At 69.6% G+C, this 15,658-nt stretch carries 13 protein-coding genes, 1 tRNA gene, 1 other RNA gene and 1 pseudogene; 7 read left to right on the top strand and 9 right to left on the bottom strand.

The window, feature by feature from the left end; all coding sequences use genetic code 11:
* Positions 1–53: 53 nt before the first annotated feature.
* Entirely contained in the window at positions 54–905 is an 852-nt protein-coding gene (ku, locus tag QE412_RS02060) for a non-homologous end joining protein Ku (RefSeq protein WP_307479543.1), read from the top strand.
* Here ku and QE412_RS02065 read toward each other — a convergent pair.
* The 3 genes from QE412_RS02065 to QE412_RS02075 form a co-directional block, all read right to left on the bottom strand.
* A complete protein-coding gene (locus QE412_RS02065; protein ID WP_307479546.1) occupies positions 902–1,651 on the bottom strand; it encodes a DedA family protein in 750 nt (249 codons plus the stop codon). The two genes, ku and QE412_RS02065, sit on opposite strands and share 4 nt — an antisense overlap.
* Before the next feature lie 48 nt (positions 1,652–1,699).
* Positions 1,700–1,781, bottom strand: a tRNA-Leu gene (locus QE412_RS02070).
* Positions 1,782–1,848: 67 nt separating this feature from the next.
* A complete protein-coding gene (locus QE412_RS02075) occupies positions 1,849–3,462 on the bottom strand; it encodes an amidohydrolase (protein WP_307479549.1) in 1,614 nt (537 codons plus the stop codon).
* Positions 3,463–3,534: 72 nt separating this feature from the next.
* Between QE412_RS02075 and QE412_RS02080 the strand changes: the two are divergent.
* Positions 3,535–4,558: pseudogene (locus QE412_RS02080) on the top strand (NADPH:quinone reductase).
* A 57-nt stretch (positions 4,559–4,615) separates the two neighbouring features.
* Here QE412_RS02080 and QE412_RS02085 read toward each other — a convergent pair.
* From QE412_RS02085 to QE412_RS02095, 3 genes are all read right to left on the bottom strand, one after another.
* Entirely contained in the window at positions 4,616–5,263 is a 648-nt protein-coding gene (locus tag QE412_RS02085; RefSeq protein WP_307479552.1) for a YoaK family protein, read from the bottom strand.
* A gap of 172 nt (positions 5,264–5,435) precedes the next feature.
* On the bottom strand, positions 5,436–7,238 hold the full coding sequence (locus tag QE412_RS02090; protein WP_307479554.1) for a M20/M25/M40 family metallo-hydrolase: 1,803 nt from the start codon (positions 7,236–7,238) through the stop codon (positions 5,436–5,438).
* Between the two features lie 203 nt (positions 7,239–7,441).
* A complete protein-coding gene (locus tag QE412_RS02095; RefSeq protein WP_307486978.1) occupies positions 7,442–8,683 on the bottom strand; it encodes an MFS transporter in 1,242 nt (413 codons plus the stop codon).
* Between the two features lie 70 nt (positions 8,684–8,753).
* Between QE412_RS02095 and prfB the strand changes: the two genes are divergently transcribed.
* The 4 genes from prfB to smpB all read left to right on the top strand — a co-directional run bounded on the left by prfB (position 8,754) and on the right by smpB (position 12,480).
* A complete protein-coding gene (gene prfB, locus QE412_RS02100; protein WP_307479556.1) occupies positions 8,754–9,863 on the top strand; it encodes a peptide chain release factor 2 in 1,110 nt (369 codons plus the stop codon).
* A gap of 128 nt (positions 9,864–9,991) precedes the next feature.
* On the top strand, positions 9,992–11,014 hold the full coding sequence (gene ftsE / locus QE412_RS02105) for a cell division ATP-binding protein FtsE (RefSeq protein WP_307479558.1): 1,023 nt from the start codon (positions 9,992–9,994) through the stop codon (positions 11,012–11,014).
* Complete coding sequence (ftsX, locus tag QE412_RS02110; protein WP_307479561.1) at positions 11,011–11,928, top strand: permease-like cell division protein FtsX; 918 nt, start codon at positions 11,011–11,013, stop codon at positions 11,926–11,928. The genes ftsE and ftsX overlap by 4 nt, the downstream gene beginning before the upstream one ends.
* 75 nt (positions 11,929–12,003) lie before the next feature.
* Positions 12,004–12,480 (top strand): SsrA-binding protein SmpB, encoded by a 477-nt coding sequence (gene smpB / locus QE412_RS02115; protein ID WP_076676126.1) that lies wholly within the window; start codon positions 12,004–12,006, stop codon positions 12,478–12,480.
* Between the two features lie 8 nt (positions 12,481–12,488).
* Here the strand turns inward: smpB and QE412_RS02120 are convergent, their stop codons facing one another.
* Positions 12,489–13,145, bottom strand: a complete 657-nt coding sequence (locus tag QE412_RS02120; RefSeq protein WP_307479567.1) for an SIMPL domain-containing protein — start codon at positions 13,143–13,145, stop codon at positions 12,489–12,491.
* Positions 13,146–13,642: 497 nt separating this feature from the next.
* Here QE412_RS02120 and ssrA point away from each other — a divergent pair.
* Positions 13,643–14,012: a transfer-messenger RNA gene (gene ssrA / locus QE412_RS02125) on the top strand.
* A 241-nt stretch (positions 14,013–14,253) separates the two neighbouring features.
* On the opposite strand, the gene QE412_RS02130 is transcribed toward ssrA, so the two are convergent.
* Positions 14,254–14,742 carry a MerR family transcriptional regulator gene (locus QE412_RS02130; RefSeq protein ID WP_307479569.1) on the bottom strand — a complete coding sequence of 163 codons (489 nt, stop codon included), beginning with the start codon at positions 14,740–14,742 and terminating at the stop codon, positions 14,254–14,256.
* Between the two features lie 24 nt (positions 14,743–14,766).
* Positions 14,767–15,633, bottom strand: coding sequence for an SDR family NAD(P)-dependent oxidoreductase (locus tag QE412_RS02135; RefSeq protein ID WP_307479572.1), 867 nt, complete (start codon positions 15,631–15,633; stop codon positions 14,767–14,769).
* Positions 15,634–15,658: the final 25 nt, after the last annotated feature.

The raw sequence follows: 15,658 nt of genomic DNA on the forward strand, positions 1-15,658 counted from the left end.
GCCCCGGCGCAAGGGGCTCGGCATCCGCCCCGGCGACGGTGTTCACTGGGCTCATGCGATCGATCTGGAAGGGCGCCTTGACGTTCGGCCTCGTCAACGTGCCCGTCAAGGTGTACTCGGCGACCGAGGACCACGACGTGTCCCTGCATCAGGTGCACAACAAAGACGGCGGGCGCATCCGCTATCAGCGCATTTGCGAGATCGACGGCGAGGTCGTGCCCTACAGCGACATCGACCGCGCCTACGACGACGGCGAGCAGACGGTCGTGCTCACCAAAGACGACCTCGCCTCGCTGCCGAGCGAGCGCAGCCGAGAGATCGAGGTCGTCGAGTTCGTGCCGAGCGACCAGGTCGACCTGCTCACCCTCGACAAGGCGTACTACCTCGAGCCCGACTCGTCGTCACCCAAGGCTTACGTGCTGCTGCGCAAGACGCTCGAGCAGACCGACCGCACCGCGATCGTCCGCTTCTCGCTGCGGCAGAAGACACGGCTCGCCGCCCTGCGGGTGCGCGGCGACGTGCTCGTGCTGCAGACGCTGCTGTGGGCCGACGAGGTGCGCGAGGCGGCATTCCCGGCGCTCGATGAGAGCGTGCGGATCTCGGCGAAAGAACTGGAGATGTCGGCGTCGCTCGTCGACAGCTTCTCGAAGGACTTCGATCCCGGGGAGTTCACCGACGAGTACCAGGAAGAACTGCGCACCCTCATCGACGCCAAGCTCGAGCAGGGCGACGCGATCGACACCGAAGCCACGTTCGGCACACAGGAGGAGGACGACGGCGGCGAGGTCATCGACCTGATGGAGGCGTTGCGCGCGAGCGTCGAGCGCAGCCGCGCGGCGCGTCAGCAGAAGGACGAGCCGGCGAAGAAGGCACCCGCGAAGAAGAAGGCGTCGAAGGCGTCTTAGCGCGTCGGCTGATCGCCGTCTTCGAGCGTCTTCGAGTCGAGGGCGAGTGCCTCGGCCTCGGCGGGGGTCACGGCGCCCTCGCGCTTGGCGGCGGCGCGCTCTCGGAAGTAGTGCACAGCGATGAACAGCGCGGTGCCGGCGACGGCGGCCAGCAGGATCACGTCGATGTACTCGGTCACGATGTCGCGGATGAAGGGAATGTAGCCCACCGCGTACCCCAGCATCGTCAGACCGATGCCCCACACGATCGCGCCGATGAGGTTGTAGAGCGTGTACTTGCGCCACGGCATGTGACCCACACCCGCGGCGATGGGAGCGAAGGTGCGCACGACCGGGACGAAACGCGCGAGGATCACCGTCAGCCCGCCGAAGCGCTCGAAGAAGGCGTTGGTGCGCTCGACGTTCTTGCGGCTGAAGAGGCCGGAATCCTTGCGCTCGAAGATCGAGGGACCGGCCTTGTGGCCGATGAGGTAGCCCACCTCACCGCCGATGAACGCTGCCACGCCGATCGCGAGGGCCACCCACCACGCGTTGATGCCGAAGACGCCGTTCGGTGCGGCGGGCGTGGAGTGCGACAGCAGGCCCGCCATGATCAGCAGCGTGTCGCCCGGCAGCAGGAAGCCGATGAGCAGACCCGTCTCGGCGAAGATGATGAAGCACACCACGAGCAGCGCCCACGGCTGCGAGTTGGTGATGATCGTCGCGGGGTCGAGCCACGGGAGCAGCGCGCTGGTGGTGTGGATCACATCGGTCCCGTCGGGTCGGAGAGTCAGTGCTGGAGACAGCGGATGTCGTGCGGAAGGGGGGACTTGAACCCCCACGCCCGAAGGCACAGGAACCTAAATCCTGCGTGTCTGCCGATTTCACCACTCCCGCGAGTGCGTTCATTCTAAGCGGGCGCGAGCATCGCACCGTGTGAACCAGCCGTGCGGCGGAGGGCGCGTCACCCGTACACGATGTCGCCCGCGACGACGGTCGCCGCGTTGGTCGTCTCGTGGATGCCGTCAGTCGACGCGGTGAAGGGGTCGCGGTCGGCGATCGCGAGGTCGGCCGCCGCGCCGAGACGCAGCGCGCCGCTCGCGATGCCCAGCAGCTCGGCCGACCCGCGGGTGTACGCGTCGATCGCCGTCGCGAGGTCGAGGCTCTCGTGCGCCCCGAGCGGTTCGGCATCCGCTTCACCCGGCGGGCGACGAGTGACGGCGACATGGATGCCGTCCCACGGGTCGAACGTCGACACCGGCCAGTCGGAGCCCATCGCCATCGCCGCCCCCGCCCGGTGCAGCGAACCGAAGACGTAGAGTTCGTCGCGGCGCCCGTCGCCGATGGCGGGGAGGGTGCTCTGCCGAAAGAGCGCGGTGGGGCTCGCCCAGAACGGTTGGGCGTTCGCGGCGACGCCCAGCGCGGCGAAACGCGGAACGTCGTCGGGGTGGATGAGCTGGATGTGCGCGATGTGATTGCGCACGCGCTCACGCATCTCGTCGGGCACCGCCGCGAAGCCGTCGAGGGCGTCGCGCACGGCCGCATCGCCGATCGCGTGCACGTGCACCGCGAGACCGGCGGCGTTCAGGGCGGGCAGCAGGCGCTGCACGAGTGCGGGCGGGAAGTACGACAGCCCGCGGGAGTCTTCGCCGCCGTAGGGCTCGAGCAGGTGCGCGGTGCGGGTCTCGACGATGCCGTCGAGCAGCAGTTTCGCGGTCGCGCTGGGAAAGCCCGCGGTCGCGTTCGCCCGTGCGCGCTCCACGGCGTGAGCGACGAACGCGTCGACGCCCTCGACCGTCAGATCGCGGGGCACCCAGATCGCGCCCGTCGCCCGTCCGCGCAGCGATCCGTCGGCGAGCACGCGCAGGTAGGCGTCGGTGAAGTCGGGGAATCCGCCGTAGGCGCCGAGCGCCGCCTCTTGCCACCCGGTGATCCCCGCCGCCAGCAGTTCCCGAGACCGGCGCAGGATGCCGCGGGCGACATCATCGGTGGCGGGCGGCGGCAGCAGCCGGGCGACGAGCTGCATCGCCCCCTCGCGCAGCGCGCCGCTCGGCACACCGTCCGGGTCGCGTTCGATGCGTCCGTCCGCCGGGTCGGGGCTGTCGCGGTCGATCCCCGCGGCTCGTAGCGCGGCCGAGTTGGCCCAGGCGCCGTGGTGATCGGCATCCAGGAGCAGGGCCGGCCGGTCGGGCACGAGAGCGTCGAGGTGCACGGCCGACGGCCCGCTCGCGGGGAACAGCGTCGGATCCCACCCTCCGCCGACGATCCAGGGCGCTGCACTGGCGGCGGCGAAGGCTCGCACCCGCGCGTCGATCTCGGCGAGCGACACGGCCCCCGAGAGGTCGCACCGCAGCGCATCCATAGCGCCGACGCCCAGGTGCACGTGGGCGTCGACGAAGCCGGGCGTGACGAGGCCGCCGGCGGCGTCGAGCTCGTACGCACCGCTCCCCGCGGCTTCGCGGGCCTCGGCGAGGGTACCGACGCAGGCGATGCGCCCGTCACGGATGCCGACGGCCGCACCGGCCGTGCGCGATCCGCCGCGGAAGACGACGCCGTCGGCGATCACGAGAGCACTCACCGCACCAGTGTGGCGAACGCGCCCACGACACGCCGAGGGAATGCCCGCACGCCCGCGGCCCTTGTTCCTCCCATGCAGGCGATCACGTACTCCCGAACCGGCGATTCCTCCGTCCTCGCGCTCGTCGAGCGCCCCCGTCCCGAGCCGGGACCCGGCGAAGTGCGGGTGCGCATCGTCGTGTCGGGGGTCAACCCGACCGACTGGAAGGCCCGCCAGGGCGGCCGTCCGTTCGCGTTCGACGAGGTCACACCCAACCAGGACGGCGCGGGGATCGTGGATGCCGTCGGCCCGGGCGTCTCGTCGGTCTCACCCGGAGAGCGGGTCTGGGTCTACCTCGCGCAACACGAGCGTCCGACCGGGACGGCCGCCGAGTACGCCGTCGTCCCCGCCGAACGCGCGGTACCGCTCGCCGATGACGCGTCGTTCGCGCTCGGCGCGAGCCTGGGCGTTCCCGCCATGACGGCCCACCGCGCGCTCACCGTGCACGAAGACGGTCCGTCGCGCCTGGCACCCGGCGCGCTCGCCGGACGCACGGTGCTCGTGCAGGGCGGCGCCGGCGCCGTCGGCCACGCCGCCATCCAGCTCGCCACGTGGGCCGGTGCCCACCGTCATCGCCACCGTCAGCAGCGACGAGAAAGAAGCGCTCGCCCGCGCGGCCGGCGCCCACCACGTGCTGCAGTACCCGAGCGCCGCGCTCGCCGATGGCATCCGTGAGATCGCCCCTGACGGCATCGAACACATCGTCGAGGTCGCGATCGCCGACAACGCGGCCCTCGACGTCGAGGTGGTCGCCAATCACGGCAGCATCGCGTACTACGCCGACAACGGCGGCGATGCGTTCACGGCCGCGGTGCGGGCGAGCTTCGCCAAGAACGTGCGCTGGCAGGGTCTGCTGCTGTACACCGTGGGCGAGACTGCGCTGAGGGCCGCCGCCGAAGACGTGTCGGCCGCGGTCGCCGACGCAGCGCTGCCCGTCGGGGAGGCCGCGGGGCTTCCGCTGACGTGGTTCTCGCTCGCCGAGACGGCCGCGGCGCACGACGCGGTCGCCGAGGGCGCGACCGGCAAGGTGCTGATCCGGGTGGCCGACGAGGGCTGAGTCGGCGGCGAGTCGCGCGGGCATGAGCCGGGCGCGTCCCCGGGCCGTCGTCGCCGGTCAGCCGCCGAGCGCGCTATCGCGGGTGAGCGTCGCGATCGTGGCGCCCGCCAGCGCGAGCGCGGCGATGCCGAGCGCCGTCGGGCTGCCCAGACGGTGGGCGAAGCCACCGATCACGGCGCCGCCCACCAGCGACGACCACAGCAGCAGCGGACGCTGCCAGGCGGTTCGGGAACCGCCGGTGACCAGCGATGCGAGGGCGAGCCCGAGGCTCACGAGGGTGCCGGTCGAGTAGGTGATGGCGACGCGCGCGCGTCCGTCGGCGAGGAACAGCGTGTTCAGTGCGCCCATCGCGGCCGCGAGGATCCCCGCCCGCCACAGCGTGGCGGGGCCGGCCGTGGCGAGCACCGCGCTCACGGCGACCGCGGCGCCGGAGCCCGCGACGACCCAACCCCGGGGTCGCCGTGCCCGCACGCTGACGATCCCGCCGAGGGCGACGCCGACGACGAAGGCACTGATCAGACCGATGGAGACGGCGGCGATCGACGGGGTGCTGCTCAGCAGGTCGACCGCGCCCTGGGTGGAGTTGCCGCTCATGAACGACACGAAGAGTCCGCCGGTGTCGAGGAACCCGATCGCGTCGACGAACCCGGCGGTGGCGGCCAGCGCCGCCGACAGGGCGAGCGCACCGCGATCGACGTCTTTCATCGGGTCCTCCCGTTCGCTGCGTGCCGTGGGCATCATCGTGCGTCGCGAAGGAGGCGGTGGGCAAATCGCGCCCGATGTAGCGCCTCACGACGACGCCGGGGCCGCGCACGAAGGCGCGACCCCGGCGACGGTTCGCCGGTGGGGCGGGCTCACGCCGCCCCACCCCGAGTGCTCACTCCTGTGGGCGACGGCGAGCGAACGCCGTTGCGGCCGCCGCGATCACGCCGAGGGCCAGCATGCCCACGCCGATCGCGGGCAGCGGCGATCCCTCGACGTCGGAACCGGTGCGAGGCAGGGTGCCCGACGGCGCCTGCGCACCCGGACCGGTCGTCACGGTCGGGGCGGGTGTCGGTGCCGCCGTGGGCGATCCCGTCGGCTCGGCCGTGGGGGCGGGAGTCGGCTCCGTGGTGGGCTCGGGCGACGGCTCGCCGGGCGTGGGCTCGGGGGTGGGCTCCGGTGAGGGCTCGACGGCGGCCTCCCAGGCCAGCGCGAACGCGGCGTGGCCGATCGCGGGCGAGAAGATGTCGATCGAGTCGCGGTTCACGTTCGCGAGAGTGTCGTCGATCGTGTGGTAGTTGCGGTCCATGAAGACCCCGGCGGTGCCGCCGAACAGCGCGGCCTGCTCCTCGGTCTTGACGTCGTCGCCGCCCGAGAACAGTCCACCGGCGGGGATGCCGTTGTCGATGAACGCCTGGTAGTCGCTGCGTCCCGAGTACTCGGTGTCGATCCACGGCTGGTCGATCGCGTCGAAGTAGTCGGTGTAGATCTTCTCGATCTCGACCGAGCCCTCGGGGATCTCCACGCCCTCGGCCGGGAACGTCGACCGGTCGGCGTCGTAGACGCCGACGGTGAAGTTCTCGGAGCCGATCATGTCGTAGTTGAGGTACGACGAGATGCGGGCGAGTTCGTCGGGGTCGTTCTGCACGAGGTCGTCGACGTAGGCGGTCGAGCCGAGCAGACCGATCTCTTCGGCGCCCCACAGGGCGAGGCGGATGCGCTTGTCGTTGGGGTTCTCGGATGCCGCGATCTTCTCGGCCAGGGCCAGGACCGCCGCCGAGCCCGAGGCGTTGTCGTTCACGCCCGGTCCTTCGGCGACACCGTCGAGGTGCGCGCCGATGACGACGGTGTCGTCGGGGTCGCCCGCGATGCTGTCGGCGATGACATTGAAGGTCTGACCGACGAGGAACTGCTTCTCGATCACCGCGGTGCCCTCGACCGGCGCGTCCGCGGGGGCGGCGGCGACGAGGGCGGCCAGCGTGTCACCGCTGGACTGCGGCAGGGTCGCCGCGGGGGAGTCGTCTTCGTTGCGCGGACCGGAGGCGACGTTGGTGAGCTGGTCGTCGGGGCCGGTCCCTTCTTCCGCCGGGCGCTCGTTGTTGTACACGAACACCGCGCCCGCCCCGGCTGCCGAGGCGTTGTCGATCTTGGCCTCGAAGGTGCACACCCCGCGCTGTACGAGCACGATGGCGCCGGCCGGGACGGCCGCGAAGTCGGTCGGCTCGCAGCCGAGGTGGGCCCCATCGGCGTCGACGGGCACGGCGAGTGCCCCGGTGTAGGGGGCGTCGGTGCCCTCGCTGTTGTCGAAGTGCGAACCGGTGTAGATCGTGCCGTCGACGGTGAGCGATGCCTCACCGAACTCCGAGTACGGCACCTCGAACGTCTGCCGCGAGACGGTGAATGCGCCGGTGCCCTCCAGCACCTGCTCGGCGTACGAGGCCGCGGCTTCGTATCCGGGTCCGTTCCAGGTGCGGAAGCCTTCGTCGGCGTACGACTCGGTGATCGCCGCCAGTTCCGTCAGATGGGTCATGACATCGGCGCCCGTCAAGCCGAGGTCGTCGGGCGCGTCGCCGGGGATCGGCGCCGCGATGGCCGCCGGGGCGATCATCAAGGCGCCGCCGACGAGCGCGGTCGTCGCGACGACGGCCGACGCGCGTCGAGCGCGCGAGAAAGGGGAACGGGGGGTGTTTCGGGGCACGGTGAAGGCACCTCTCCGCGGGCGGCTGCGCCCGCATCATCCAGGGGGGAATGACGCGTCGTCGTGAGAAGACGATCGCGAGACCGATTCTCAGGGCAAACTCATCAAATGGCCAGAGGCAGCCGTAATTTTTACCGTCCAGAAACACGGAATGGTTCGGATTCCCGCATTCTCGCGAGACTCCTCCGGTTGAATTCCGCGCCCTATGCCGCTTTTCTCGGCACGTATCGCGGTACCCACCGGACGAATCCGACCGCCCCCACCACCGCGATGACCCCCATCGCGGCAACGCCCACCGACAGTGAGGACACCGCCGTGAGCGCCGACACGATCAGCGGGGCGACAGCGCCGCCGCCGTCGGTCAACGTGCGCCACGACCCGAGGAAGGCGGCCGGATCGGTCGGCGGAGCGACATCGGCGCCCAGGGTGAGCAGGATCCCGCTCGACAGACCGTTGCCGACGCCCAGAACGGCCGCGAACAGCGAGTACCACATGGGCGCCGAGACGAGATCGTGCGTGAGGGCGAGGGCGAAGAACCCCGAGCCCATGAGCACCATGGCGGGCAGCGCCGCCCACAGGCGCCCGAAGCGGTCCATCACCTGGCCGCTGGCGTAGAACAGCGCGAAGTCGATCGCGCCCGACACGCCGACGACGACGGCGATGGTGCCGGCATCCAGTCCGAGCGACACACCCCACAGCGGCAGCACCACCTGGCGGGCCGAGCGCACGGCCGACAGTGAGGCCGCGGCGAGGCCCAGCCGCGCGAGCACGCCACGAAAACGCCACATCGTCCGGAAGACCCCCGCGCGCTCCGCCGCGGGGATCGCGCCGGTGACGGCTTCGCCGGTGTCCTCGGCGTCGCGGGCGTCCGGCTCGCCCCGCGCGGGTGCGGAGCCCGTGCCCACGGGGACGGCCTTCTCGGGATCGGGCCCCAGGAACACCAGCAGGATCGTCGCCACCTGGCACACGGCGAAGAAGACGATGGATGCCGTCTCGTCGCCGAAGATCGTCAGCAGGGCGGCCGAGATGAACGGGCCGACGAACATCCCCAGTCGGAAGGTGCCGCCCAGCAACGAGAGCGAGCGGGCGCGGAAATGCAGGGGGACCCGCGTGGTCATGAAGGAATGCCGCGCGAGTGCGAACGACGCCGCACAGAATCCGATGAGGAACACCGCCGCGGTGAACAAGAGCAATGATCCCGCGAAGACGATCCCCGTGAGCCCCGCGAGCACGATGATTCCGGCGACCCCCATCGTGAGGCGTTCACCGAATCGGGCGACCGCCCACCCTGCGGGAATGTTGCCGCACAATTGGCCGACGACCAGCGCTGCGGCCACCAACGCGGCGAGGGCGACGTCGGCGCCGAGGCGGTTGGCGATGACGGGGATGAGGGGGATGACGGCACCCTCACCCAGCGAGAACAACAGCGTGGGGCCGTAGATCATCGGGGCGAAGCGCACCAGCACGTTCCGGGGAGAGTCGGCTGTCACCGTCTCCACGATAGGCTGATTCCAAATGCTCGAACTCGATTTGACCGCCGACATCCAGGCGCTGCGCTCGACCTTCGCCGATATCCAGGCCGTGGTCGACGTCGACGCACTCACCGCCGACATCGAACGCCTCAGCGAAGAGGCTGGGGCTCCCGACCTCTGGGACGACGTCGAGAACGCGCAGAAGGTGACCAGCCGGCTCAGTCACCGCCAGGCCGAGCTCAAGCGCATCACCGAGATCGAGCAGCGCCTCGACGATCTCGAGGTGCTCGTCGAGCTCGCCATCGAGATGGACGACGAAGACTCCGCCGACGAAGCCCGCCGCGAGCTCGCGGCCCTGAAAGACGTGATCGGTCAGCTCGAGGTGCAGACGCTCCTCGACGGCGAGTACGACGCCCGTTCGGCGGTCGTCACGATCCGCTCGGGCGCCGGCGGCGACGACGCCACCGACTTCGCCGAGATGCTGCTGCGCATGTACCTGCGCTGGGCCGAGCGGCACAAGTACCCCGTGAAGGTCATGGACACCTCCTACGCCGAGGGCGCCGGCATCAAGTCCGCCACCTTCGAGATCGACGTGCCCTATGCCTACGGCACGCTCTCGGTCGAGGCAGGGACCCACCGTCTCGCCCGCATCAGCCCGTTCGGCGGCGCCGACAAGCGCCAGACGAGCTTCGCCGCGGTCGAGGTCATCCCGGTCATGGAAGAAGCCGTCGAGGTCGAGGTCCCCGAGGGTGACATCCGCGTCGACGTCTTCCGGTCGTCGGGCCCCGGCGGTCAGTCGGTCAACACGACCGACTCGGCGGTGCGCATCACTCACCTTCCCACGGGCCTGGTCGTGTCGATGCAGAACGAGAAGTCGCAGATCCAGAACCGCGCCGCCGCCATGCGCGTGCTGCAGACCCGCCTGCTGCTGCTCAAGCGCGAAGAGGAAGCGGCCAAGAAGAAGGAGCTCGCCGGCACCATCACCGCGAGCTGGGGCGACCAGATGCGCTCCTACTTCCTCTACGGTCAGCAGCTCGTGAAAGACCTCCGCACCGGCTACGAGGTCGGAAACCCCGCCGTCGTCTTCGACGGCGACCTCGACGGCCTGATCGCCGCCGGTATCCGCTGGCGCAAGCGCAAAGACGACGACTGACCCGTCACCCGCGACGGCACGAAGCCCTATGGATGCCGAGAACCCCGGCATCCATAGGGTTTTCTCCGTTTCGCGACACGGCGCGTCCTGACGGCCTGCCCCGCGCCCACGCTTAGGCTCATCGAGCCATGATCCGGTTCGAGAATGTCACCAAGCGGTATCGCGGCACCCTGAAGCCCGCACTCAGTGGCGTCGACTTCGAGGTGCAGCGCGGGGAGTTCGTCTTCCTCGTCGGAGCCTCGGGCTCGGGCAAGTCGTCGTGCCTCCAGCTCATCCTGCGGGCCGAGACGCCCACCGAGGGGCGGGTCGTCGTGCTCGGTCGCGACCTGCGCACGCTGTCGAACCGCAAGGTTCCCTACTTCCGTCGGCACATCGGCTCGGTGTTCCAGGACTTCCGCCTGTTGCCGAACAAGACCGTCCACCAGAACGTCGCCTTCACGCTGCAGGTCACGGGCGCATCCCGCGGCTTCATCCAGCAGGCTGTTCCCGAAGTGCTGGCGCTGGTCGGCCTCGACGGCAAAGAGAAGCGTCTTCCGCACGAGCTCTCCGGTGGTGAGCAGCAGCGCGTCGCCATCGCCCGTGCGCTGGTCAACCGCCCGCAGGTTCTGCTCGCCGACGAGCCCACCGGAAACCTCGACCCGGGTACCTCGATCGACATCATGCGGCTGCTCGCGCGCATCAACGCCGGAGGAACCACGGTGGTCATGGCCACGCACGAGGCCGGCTTCGTCGACCAGATGCAGCGCCGCGTGATCGAACTGCGCGATGGCCAGATGGTGCGCGATGAGCGCCACGGCGGCTACGGCGACACCTCGAGCCTGCCGCGCCTGGCCCCCGAGGTCGAGAAGGGTGCGGCTGCGGTCGCCGCCCTCACCGCGGTGCTCGAAGTGCAGCGCGAAGTGACCAACATCACCGGCCCCGTCGAGCCGCTGCGCGGCCCCGAGGAGGCTCCTGCCTCGCCCGCTGCGGCACCCGGCGACGCCGCGACGCCGGCGATCACCACCCCGCCGGCGGATGCGCCGCGCGAGCCGGGAACGACCACGCGTTCGATCCCGGTGGGCACGCCCGACGTCGACGCCCTCGGCCTGGCCGACAAGCTCGGTCTGGGTGAGAAGAAACACCACGACGACGAAGTGGGACCCACGTCATGAGGTTCGGACTCATCCTGTCGGAGGCCTTCACGGGCCTGCGGCGTAACGCCTCGATGGTGATCTCGGTCATCCTCGTCACCTTCGTGTCGCTGACGTTCGTCGGCGCGGCGATGCTCATGCAGATGCAGATCGGCAAGATGCAGTCGTACTGGGCCGACCGTGCCCAGGTCGCGGTGTTCATGTGCGCCGCGGTCTCCGACGTCGACACGTGCACGCCCGGCCAGTCCGCCACGCAAGACCAGATCGACGCCGTGAAGGCGACCCTCGACGGTCCCGCGCTGGCACCGCTCATTCGCGACTACACGTTCCAGACGAACGAGGAGGTGTTCGAGAACGCCAAGGGGCTCCTCTCGGACGACCTCCTCGGCGTCGTCACCGCCGACCAGTTCAACGCGACCTTCAACATCAACCTCGTCGACCAGAGTCAATCCGACGTCATCTCCGAGGCGTTCAGCGGTCAGACCGGTGTCGAAGAGGTCAAAGACCAGATGCAGTATCTCGAGCCGCTGTTCCAGGCGCTCACGGTGGCGACCTACGTCGCTGTCGGCATCGCCGGTCTCATGCTGATCGCTGCCGTGCTGTTGATCGCGACGACCATTCGTCTCTCCGCTTTCGCGCGCCGGCGCGAGCTCGGCATCATGCGCCTCGTCGGCGCATCCAACCGCTTCATCCAGACACCGTTCATCGTCGAGGGTGTGCTCGCTGCGCTCATCGGGTCGGCATTGGCGAGCGTGGCGGTCTGGGCGATCGTCGCGGTCGGCGTCAATCGGTACCTGAAAGACCGTGTCTCCTTCATCACCTCCTGGGTCGGCGTGACCGACCTCGCTGCCGTCATCCCGTCGATCGTCGTGATCGGTGTCATCCTCGCCGCGCTGAGCGCCAGCTTTGCCATTCGCCGCTGGCTGCGCGCGTAGGACGGATGCCGGGGAGTCTCGGCATCCGGTAGGCTGAAGGGCTCTGTGTGCCCATGATCATGAGGAGGTGGCACCATGCCTCGTGAGCAGGGTGAGAAGCTCATCGCGTCGAACAAGAAGGCGCGTCACGACTACGCCATCGAGAAGACCTACGAGGCCGGTCTCGTGCTGACCGGCACCGAGGTCAAATCGCTGCGCCAGGGGCGTGCGAACCTCACCGACGGCTACGCGTACATCGACGGGGGACAGGCGTTCCTCGACGCGGTGCACATCCCCGAGTACTCGCAGGGGCACTGGACGAACCACTCGGCCAAGCGCACGCGCAAGCTCCTCCTGCACAAGGAAGAGATCGTCAAGCTCTCGCACGCGGTGGCCGCCGGCGGATACACGCTCGTCCCGCTTCGGCTGTACTTCCTCGACGGTCGAGCCAAGGTCGAGATCGCGGTCGCCAAGGGCAAGCGCGAGTTCGAGAAGCGCCAGACCATCCGCGAGCGCGAAGACAAGCGCGAGGCCGAGCGCGCGATGCGCACGAAGAACCGGCTGGGCGAGTAGCCCCGGGGTCACTCCGCGCGGAAGCGTCCCTCCACCACCGATGTCACGACGATCTCGGGCGGCTGCAGGCTGAACGTCGGTCCGCCGGCTCCCGCGGCGGCCATCGTGCGCGCCCCGAGCGGTACGGCGGGCTCCGGTCGAGCGCCGAGAAGTCCGGCATCCGCGACCTCGACGGGCACTACTGATGCCAAGCCCAGCGCGTCCGCGTAGGCGCTCGCCCGTTGGACGGCGACGTGCACGGCATCCGCGGCCACCTCGCGCTCGACACGGGTGCGAGTGGTGGGCGAGAGCCGCCACTCCACCGCGGTCACCTGCACGTCGTCTGATTCGGCGACGTCGCCGAGCCACCACGACAGCGCCCCGGCATCGGTGAAGGTCGCCGACACCTCGACGGCCGCGTGATGGACGAGGGGCAGTTGTGCGCCGTCGCTGGTCCACGGCCGGTCGGACCACACCGAGACCCGCGCGCTCGACCACTCCGACACCTCGCCCGAACGCAGGTGGGCGACCAGGCCGTCTTGCACGCTCGACGCGCGCTCCTGCGCTCGCTCGACCACGGGTCCGCGCGTCGGGCCGTCGGTCGACACGGTGACACGCACGGCTGCTTCTTCGGCGCGGACGCGGGCGTTGCTCTCGCCCCGGACGGTGATGACGACGTCGCTCATGCGGGGAGCCTATGTCAGACGGATGCCGTGCGGCGGCGGTTCGGCGGGTGTCCGGGGTGTGCCGTTGTGCGGAGTTCGGCGGCGACATGCCGTTGGGGTGGTGTGGTTGGCGGCGTGTCGTCCTCGACTTGCGCCCGACGGTACAGAGCCGGTCAGGGGTACTCACGGACAGGCTCGGCGGGCCTGCTGGCGTGGGGGTGCGAGGGCGGGCCGTTGTGCGGAGTTCGGCGGCGACACGCGCTGTGGGGTGTCGCCGCGGCGGCGTGTCGGCCCAAGCTCCGCGGGGCGGTACGCACGGAAAACGGACGACCTCACGGTCACGGTGACAGCCGCGGCCCGAAGTGCCAGACCGTGCCGGACCGCCCCCGACCGAGTGGGGCCGAGTGGGCGGAATGGCAGCGGTACGAAATCCGTTGTACCCTGAGAAGCTCGGGTGTTTCGGCATCCGGCTTTGGAAACTCAACAGTGTGACAGTGGCCGCTCCTGACGGAGTTCCCGGGGCTGATCGGTTTCGACAGCGCCTGCGAACCCGCGAGAAGCGGGCCGAGGATGTGGGGTTATCTCGTAAACGCTCCCTGCAAAACAATAAGTGCCGATGCTAAGCGCACTGACTTCGCCCTCGCTGCGTAAGCGAGCCCGATAGTCCGTCAGACCGTGTGTGACCCCGCCACGGATCCTGGCGTCATTTAGGGGTCTTGCTGCGTGACGGCGCCTGGACGTCACGCGGGACTTTTCCCAGGCTGGGCTCGTCGACTTAGGTGTCTGTGACAAAGGTCGGAGCCGAGCAGAACGTCTGCACAGACTGCGCCCGGAGAAAACGCGGAGACCCAGCGTTGGACGGGGGTTCGATTCCCCCCAGCTCCACCATGTGTGGCTTATGAGAAACACCGCCCGAAAGATGGTCGGTGACAGACATGAGCCCACGCCACTGTCGCACTGTGGGAAGACAGAAGACCGCCCTTCGGGGCGGTCTTCTGCTGTATACCCGTGTGACGTCTTCCTCTGGCAGGCGGGTGACTCGACCATCAGCACAAGTCGGTGAGGTCGACATCGGCGCCTCTTTCCCCGCGTCGCGCGTCTTGATGCTCGCTGCCTCACGTCAAACGGACTACGAGATCGCCTTCGGCATCTCGGGCGCGGGCGCCCCACCGTACGACGCGATCTTGTACTCCGTTGCGGCCAGCGCGAGGTGCAGTTCGCGCATGCGGGTGCGGATGCGGTCTCGCTGCTCGATCATGATCTGCCGGCGTTCGGCAACGGTGTGTTCGCCGTCGTCGACGAGACGGATGTAGCGCTTGAGCTCCCTCATCCCCATCCCGGACAGTCGCATGCGGGTGAGAAACACGAGACGTCGCAGGTCGGCCGGTCGGTAAGCGCGATATCCCGCGCCGGCTCGTGCGGGGCACACGAGCCTCTCGGCCTCGTAGTAGCGGAGCGTGGCGGCACTCAGCCCGGTCAGCGCCGAGGCTTCCGCGATGGGGACGGGATCGGCGTCCTCCGCCGTGGCGTCGTCGAGCAGCTCGTGCAGGGCGGTGATGACGCTCTCAGCCGGCTCTTCGCTGTCGAGGAGGCGGTCGATGAGGGCTTTGGTGGACATATCGAACCCATGCTCCTTTCGTTCTCACAGCACACGAGTGGGTGGCGTGGCATCCGGGAAGTCCGCCGACGTCGCCACCTCTGCCCAGCTTCGCACTTCGTCCCGCGCGTGCTCGTATGCGCGCGTGAGGTTGCGGACGGCTTCCGCACCGAGCGGCAGGCGCAGGGGTGCGTGCTGCGCCGCGAGGACCTCGCGAATGGCCGCGGCAGCACGTGCGGGGTCGCCTTCCTGCCGGCCGGCGGAGGTGGTCATGTCGTGCCGCACGCCGGAGAGCACCCGGTCGTAAGCGCTGTCCGGGCCGGCGGTGAGGAGCACGCCCGGGTCGTTGAACTCCGTGCGGAACCGGCTCGGCTCCACGATGAGAACACGGATGCCGAATGGTGCGACCTCCGCCGCGAGGGCTTCCGACCAGCCCTCCAGCGCGAACTTCCCGGCCGAGTAGCTCCCCACCCCGGGGAAGGTACGCCGCCCACCTTGACTGCTCATCTGCACGATGGCTCCCGTGCCGCGGGCGCGCATCCCCGGCAGCACGGCACGCACGAGAGCGGCCGGTCCGAAGAGATGTTGATCGAGCATGTCTCGCAGCTGGGCATCCGAGACCTCCTCGGCGGCACCCACCTGCCCGACGCCGGCGTTGTTGACGAGCACGTCCACCCGTCCGAAACGCTCGACGACCTGCTCCACGACCTCGCTCGCGCGGGTCACGTCGCGCACATCGTGCGCGATGGGCAAGAGGGCTGACCCGTAGTGCGACAGCAATGCGTCGAACCTCTCGAGCCGGCGCGCCGTGCCCGCCACTTTCTCGCCCGCCTCCAGTGCTGCGGCGGCCAACGCCAGCCCCAGGCCCGACGTGGCTCCGGTGATCATCCATACGCGTTCTTGTCCGACCATGGCGAGCACGTTAGACGTTCATGCG

The organism is Microbacterium trichothecenolyticum (assembly GCF_030818955.1).
In the GTDB taxonomy this organism is placed as follows: Bacteria; Actinomycetota; Actinomycetes; order Actinomycetales; family Microbacteriaceae; genus Microbacterium; species Microbacterium trichothecenolyticum_B.

Coding starts and splice junctions, on each gene's coding strand:
- QE412_RS02085 (WP_307479552.1), bottom strand. CDS start 5,263: ATGAAAGACGTCGATCGCGGTGCGCTCGCCCTGTCGGCGGCGCTGGCC.
- ku (WP_307479543.1), top strand. CDS start 54: ATGCGATCGATCTGGAAGGGCGCCTTGACGTTCGGCCTCGTCAACGTG.
- QE412_RS02130 (WP_307479569.1), bottom strand. CDS start 14,742: ATGTCCACCAAAGCCCTCATCGACCGCCTCCTCGACAGCGAAGAGCCG.
- ftsX (WP_307479561.1), top strand. CDS start 11,011: ATGAGGTTCGGACTCATCCTGTCGGAGGCCTTCACGGGCCTGCGGCGT.
- QE412_RS02135 (WP_307479572.1), bottom strand. CDS start 15,633: ATGGTCGGACAAGAACGCGTATGGATGATCACCGGAGCCACGTCGGGC.
- prfB (WP_307479556.1), top strand. CDS start 8,754: ATGCTCGAACTCGATTTGACCGCCGACATCCAGGCGCTGCGCTCGACC.
- ftsE (WP_307479558.1), top strand. CDS start 9,992: ATGATCCGGTTCGAGAATGTCACCAAGCGGTATCGCGGCACCCTGAAG.
- QE412_RS02120 (WP_307479567.1), bottom strand. CDS start 13,145: ATGAGCGACGTCGTCATCACCGTCCGGGGCGAGAGCAACGCCCGCGTC.
- smpB (WP_076676126.1), top strand. CDS start 12,004: ATGCCTCGTGAGCAGGGTGAGAAGCTCATCGCGTCGAACAAGAAGGCG.
- QE412_RS02095 (WP_307486978.1), bottom strand. CDS start 8,683: ATGATCTACGGCCCCACGCTGTTGTTCTCGCTGGGTGAGGGTGCCGTC.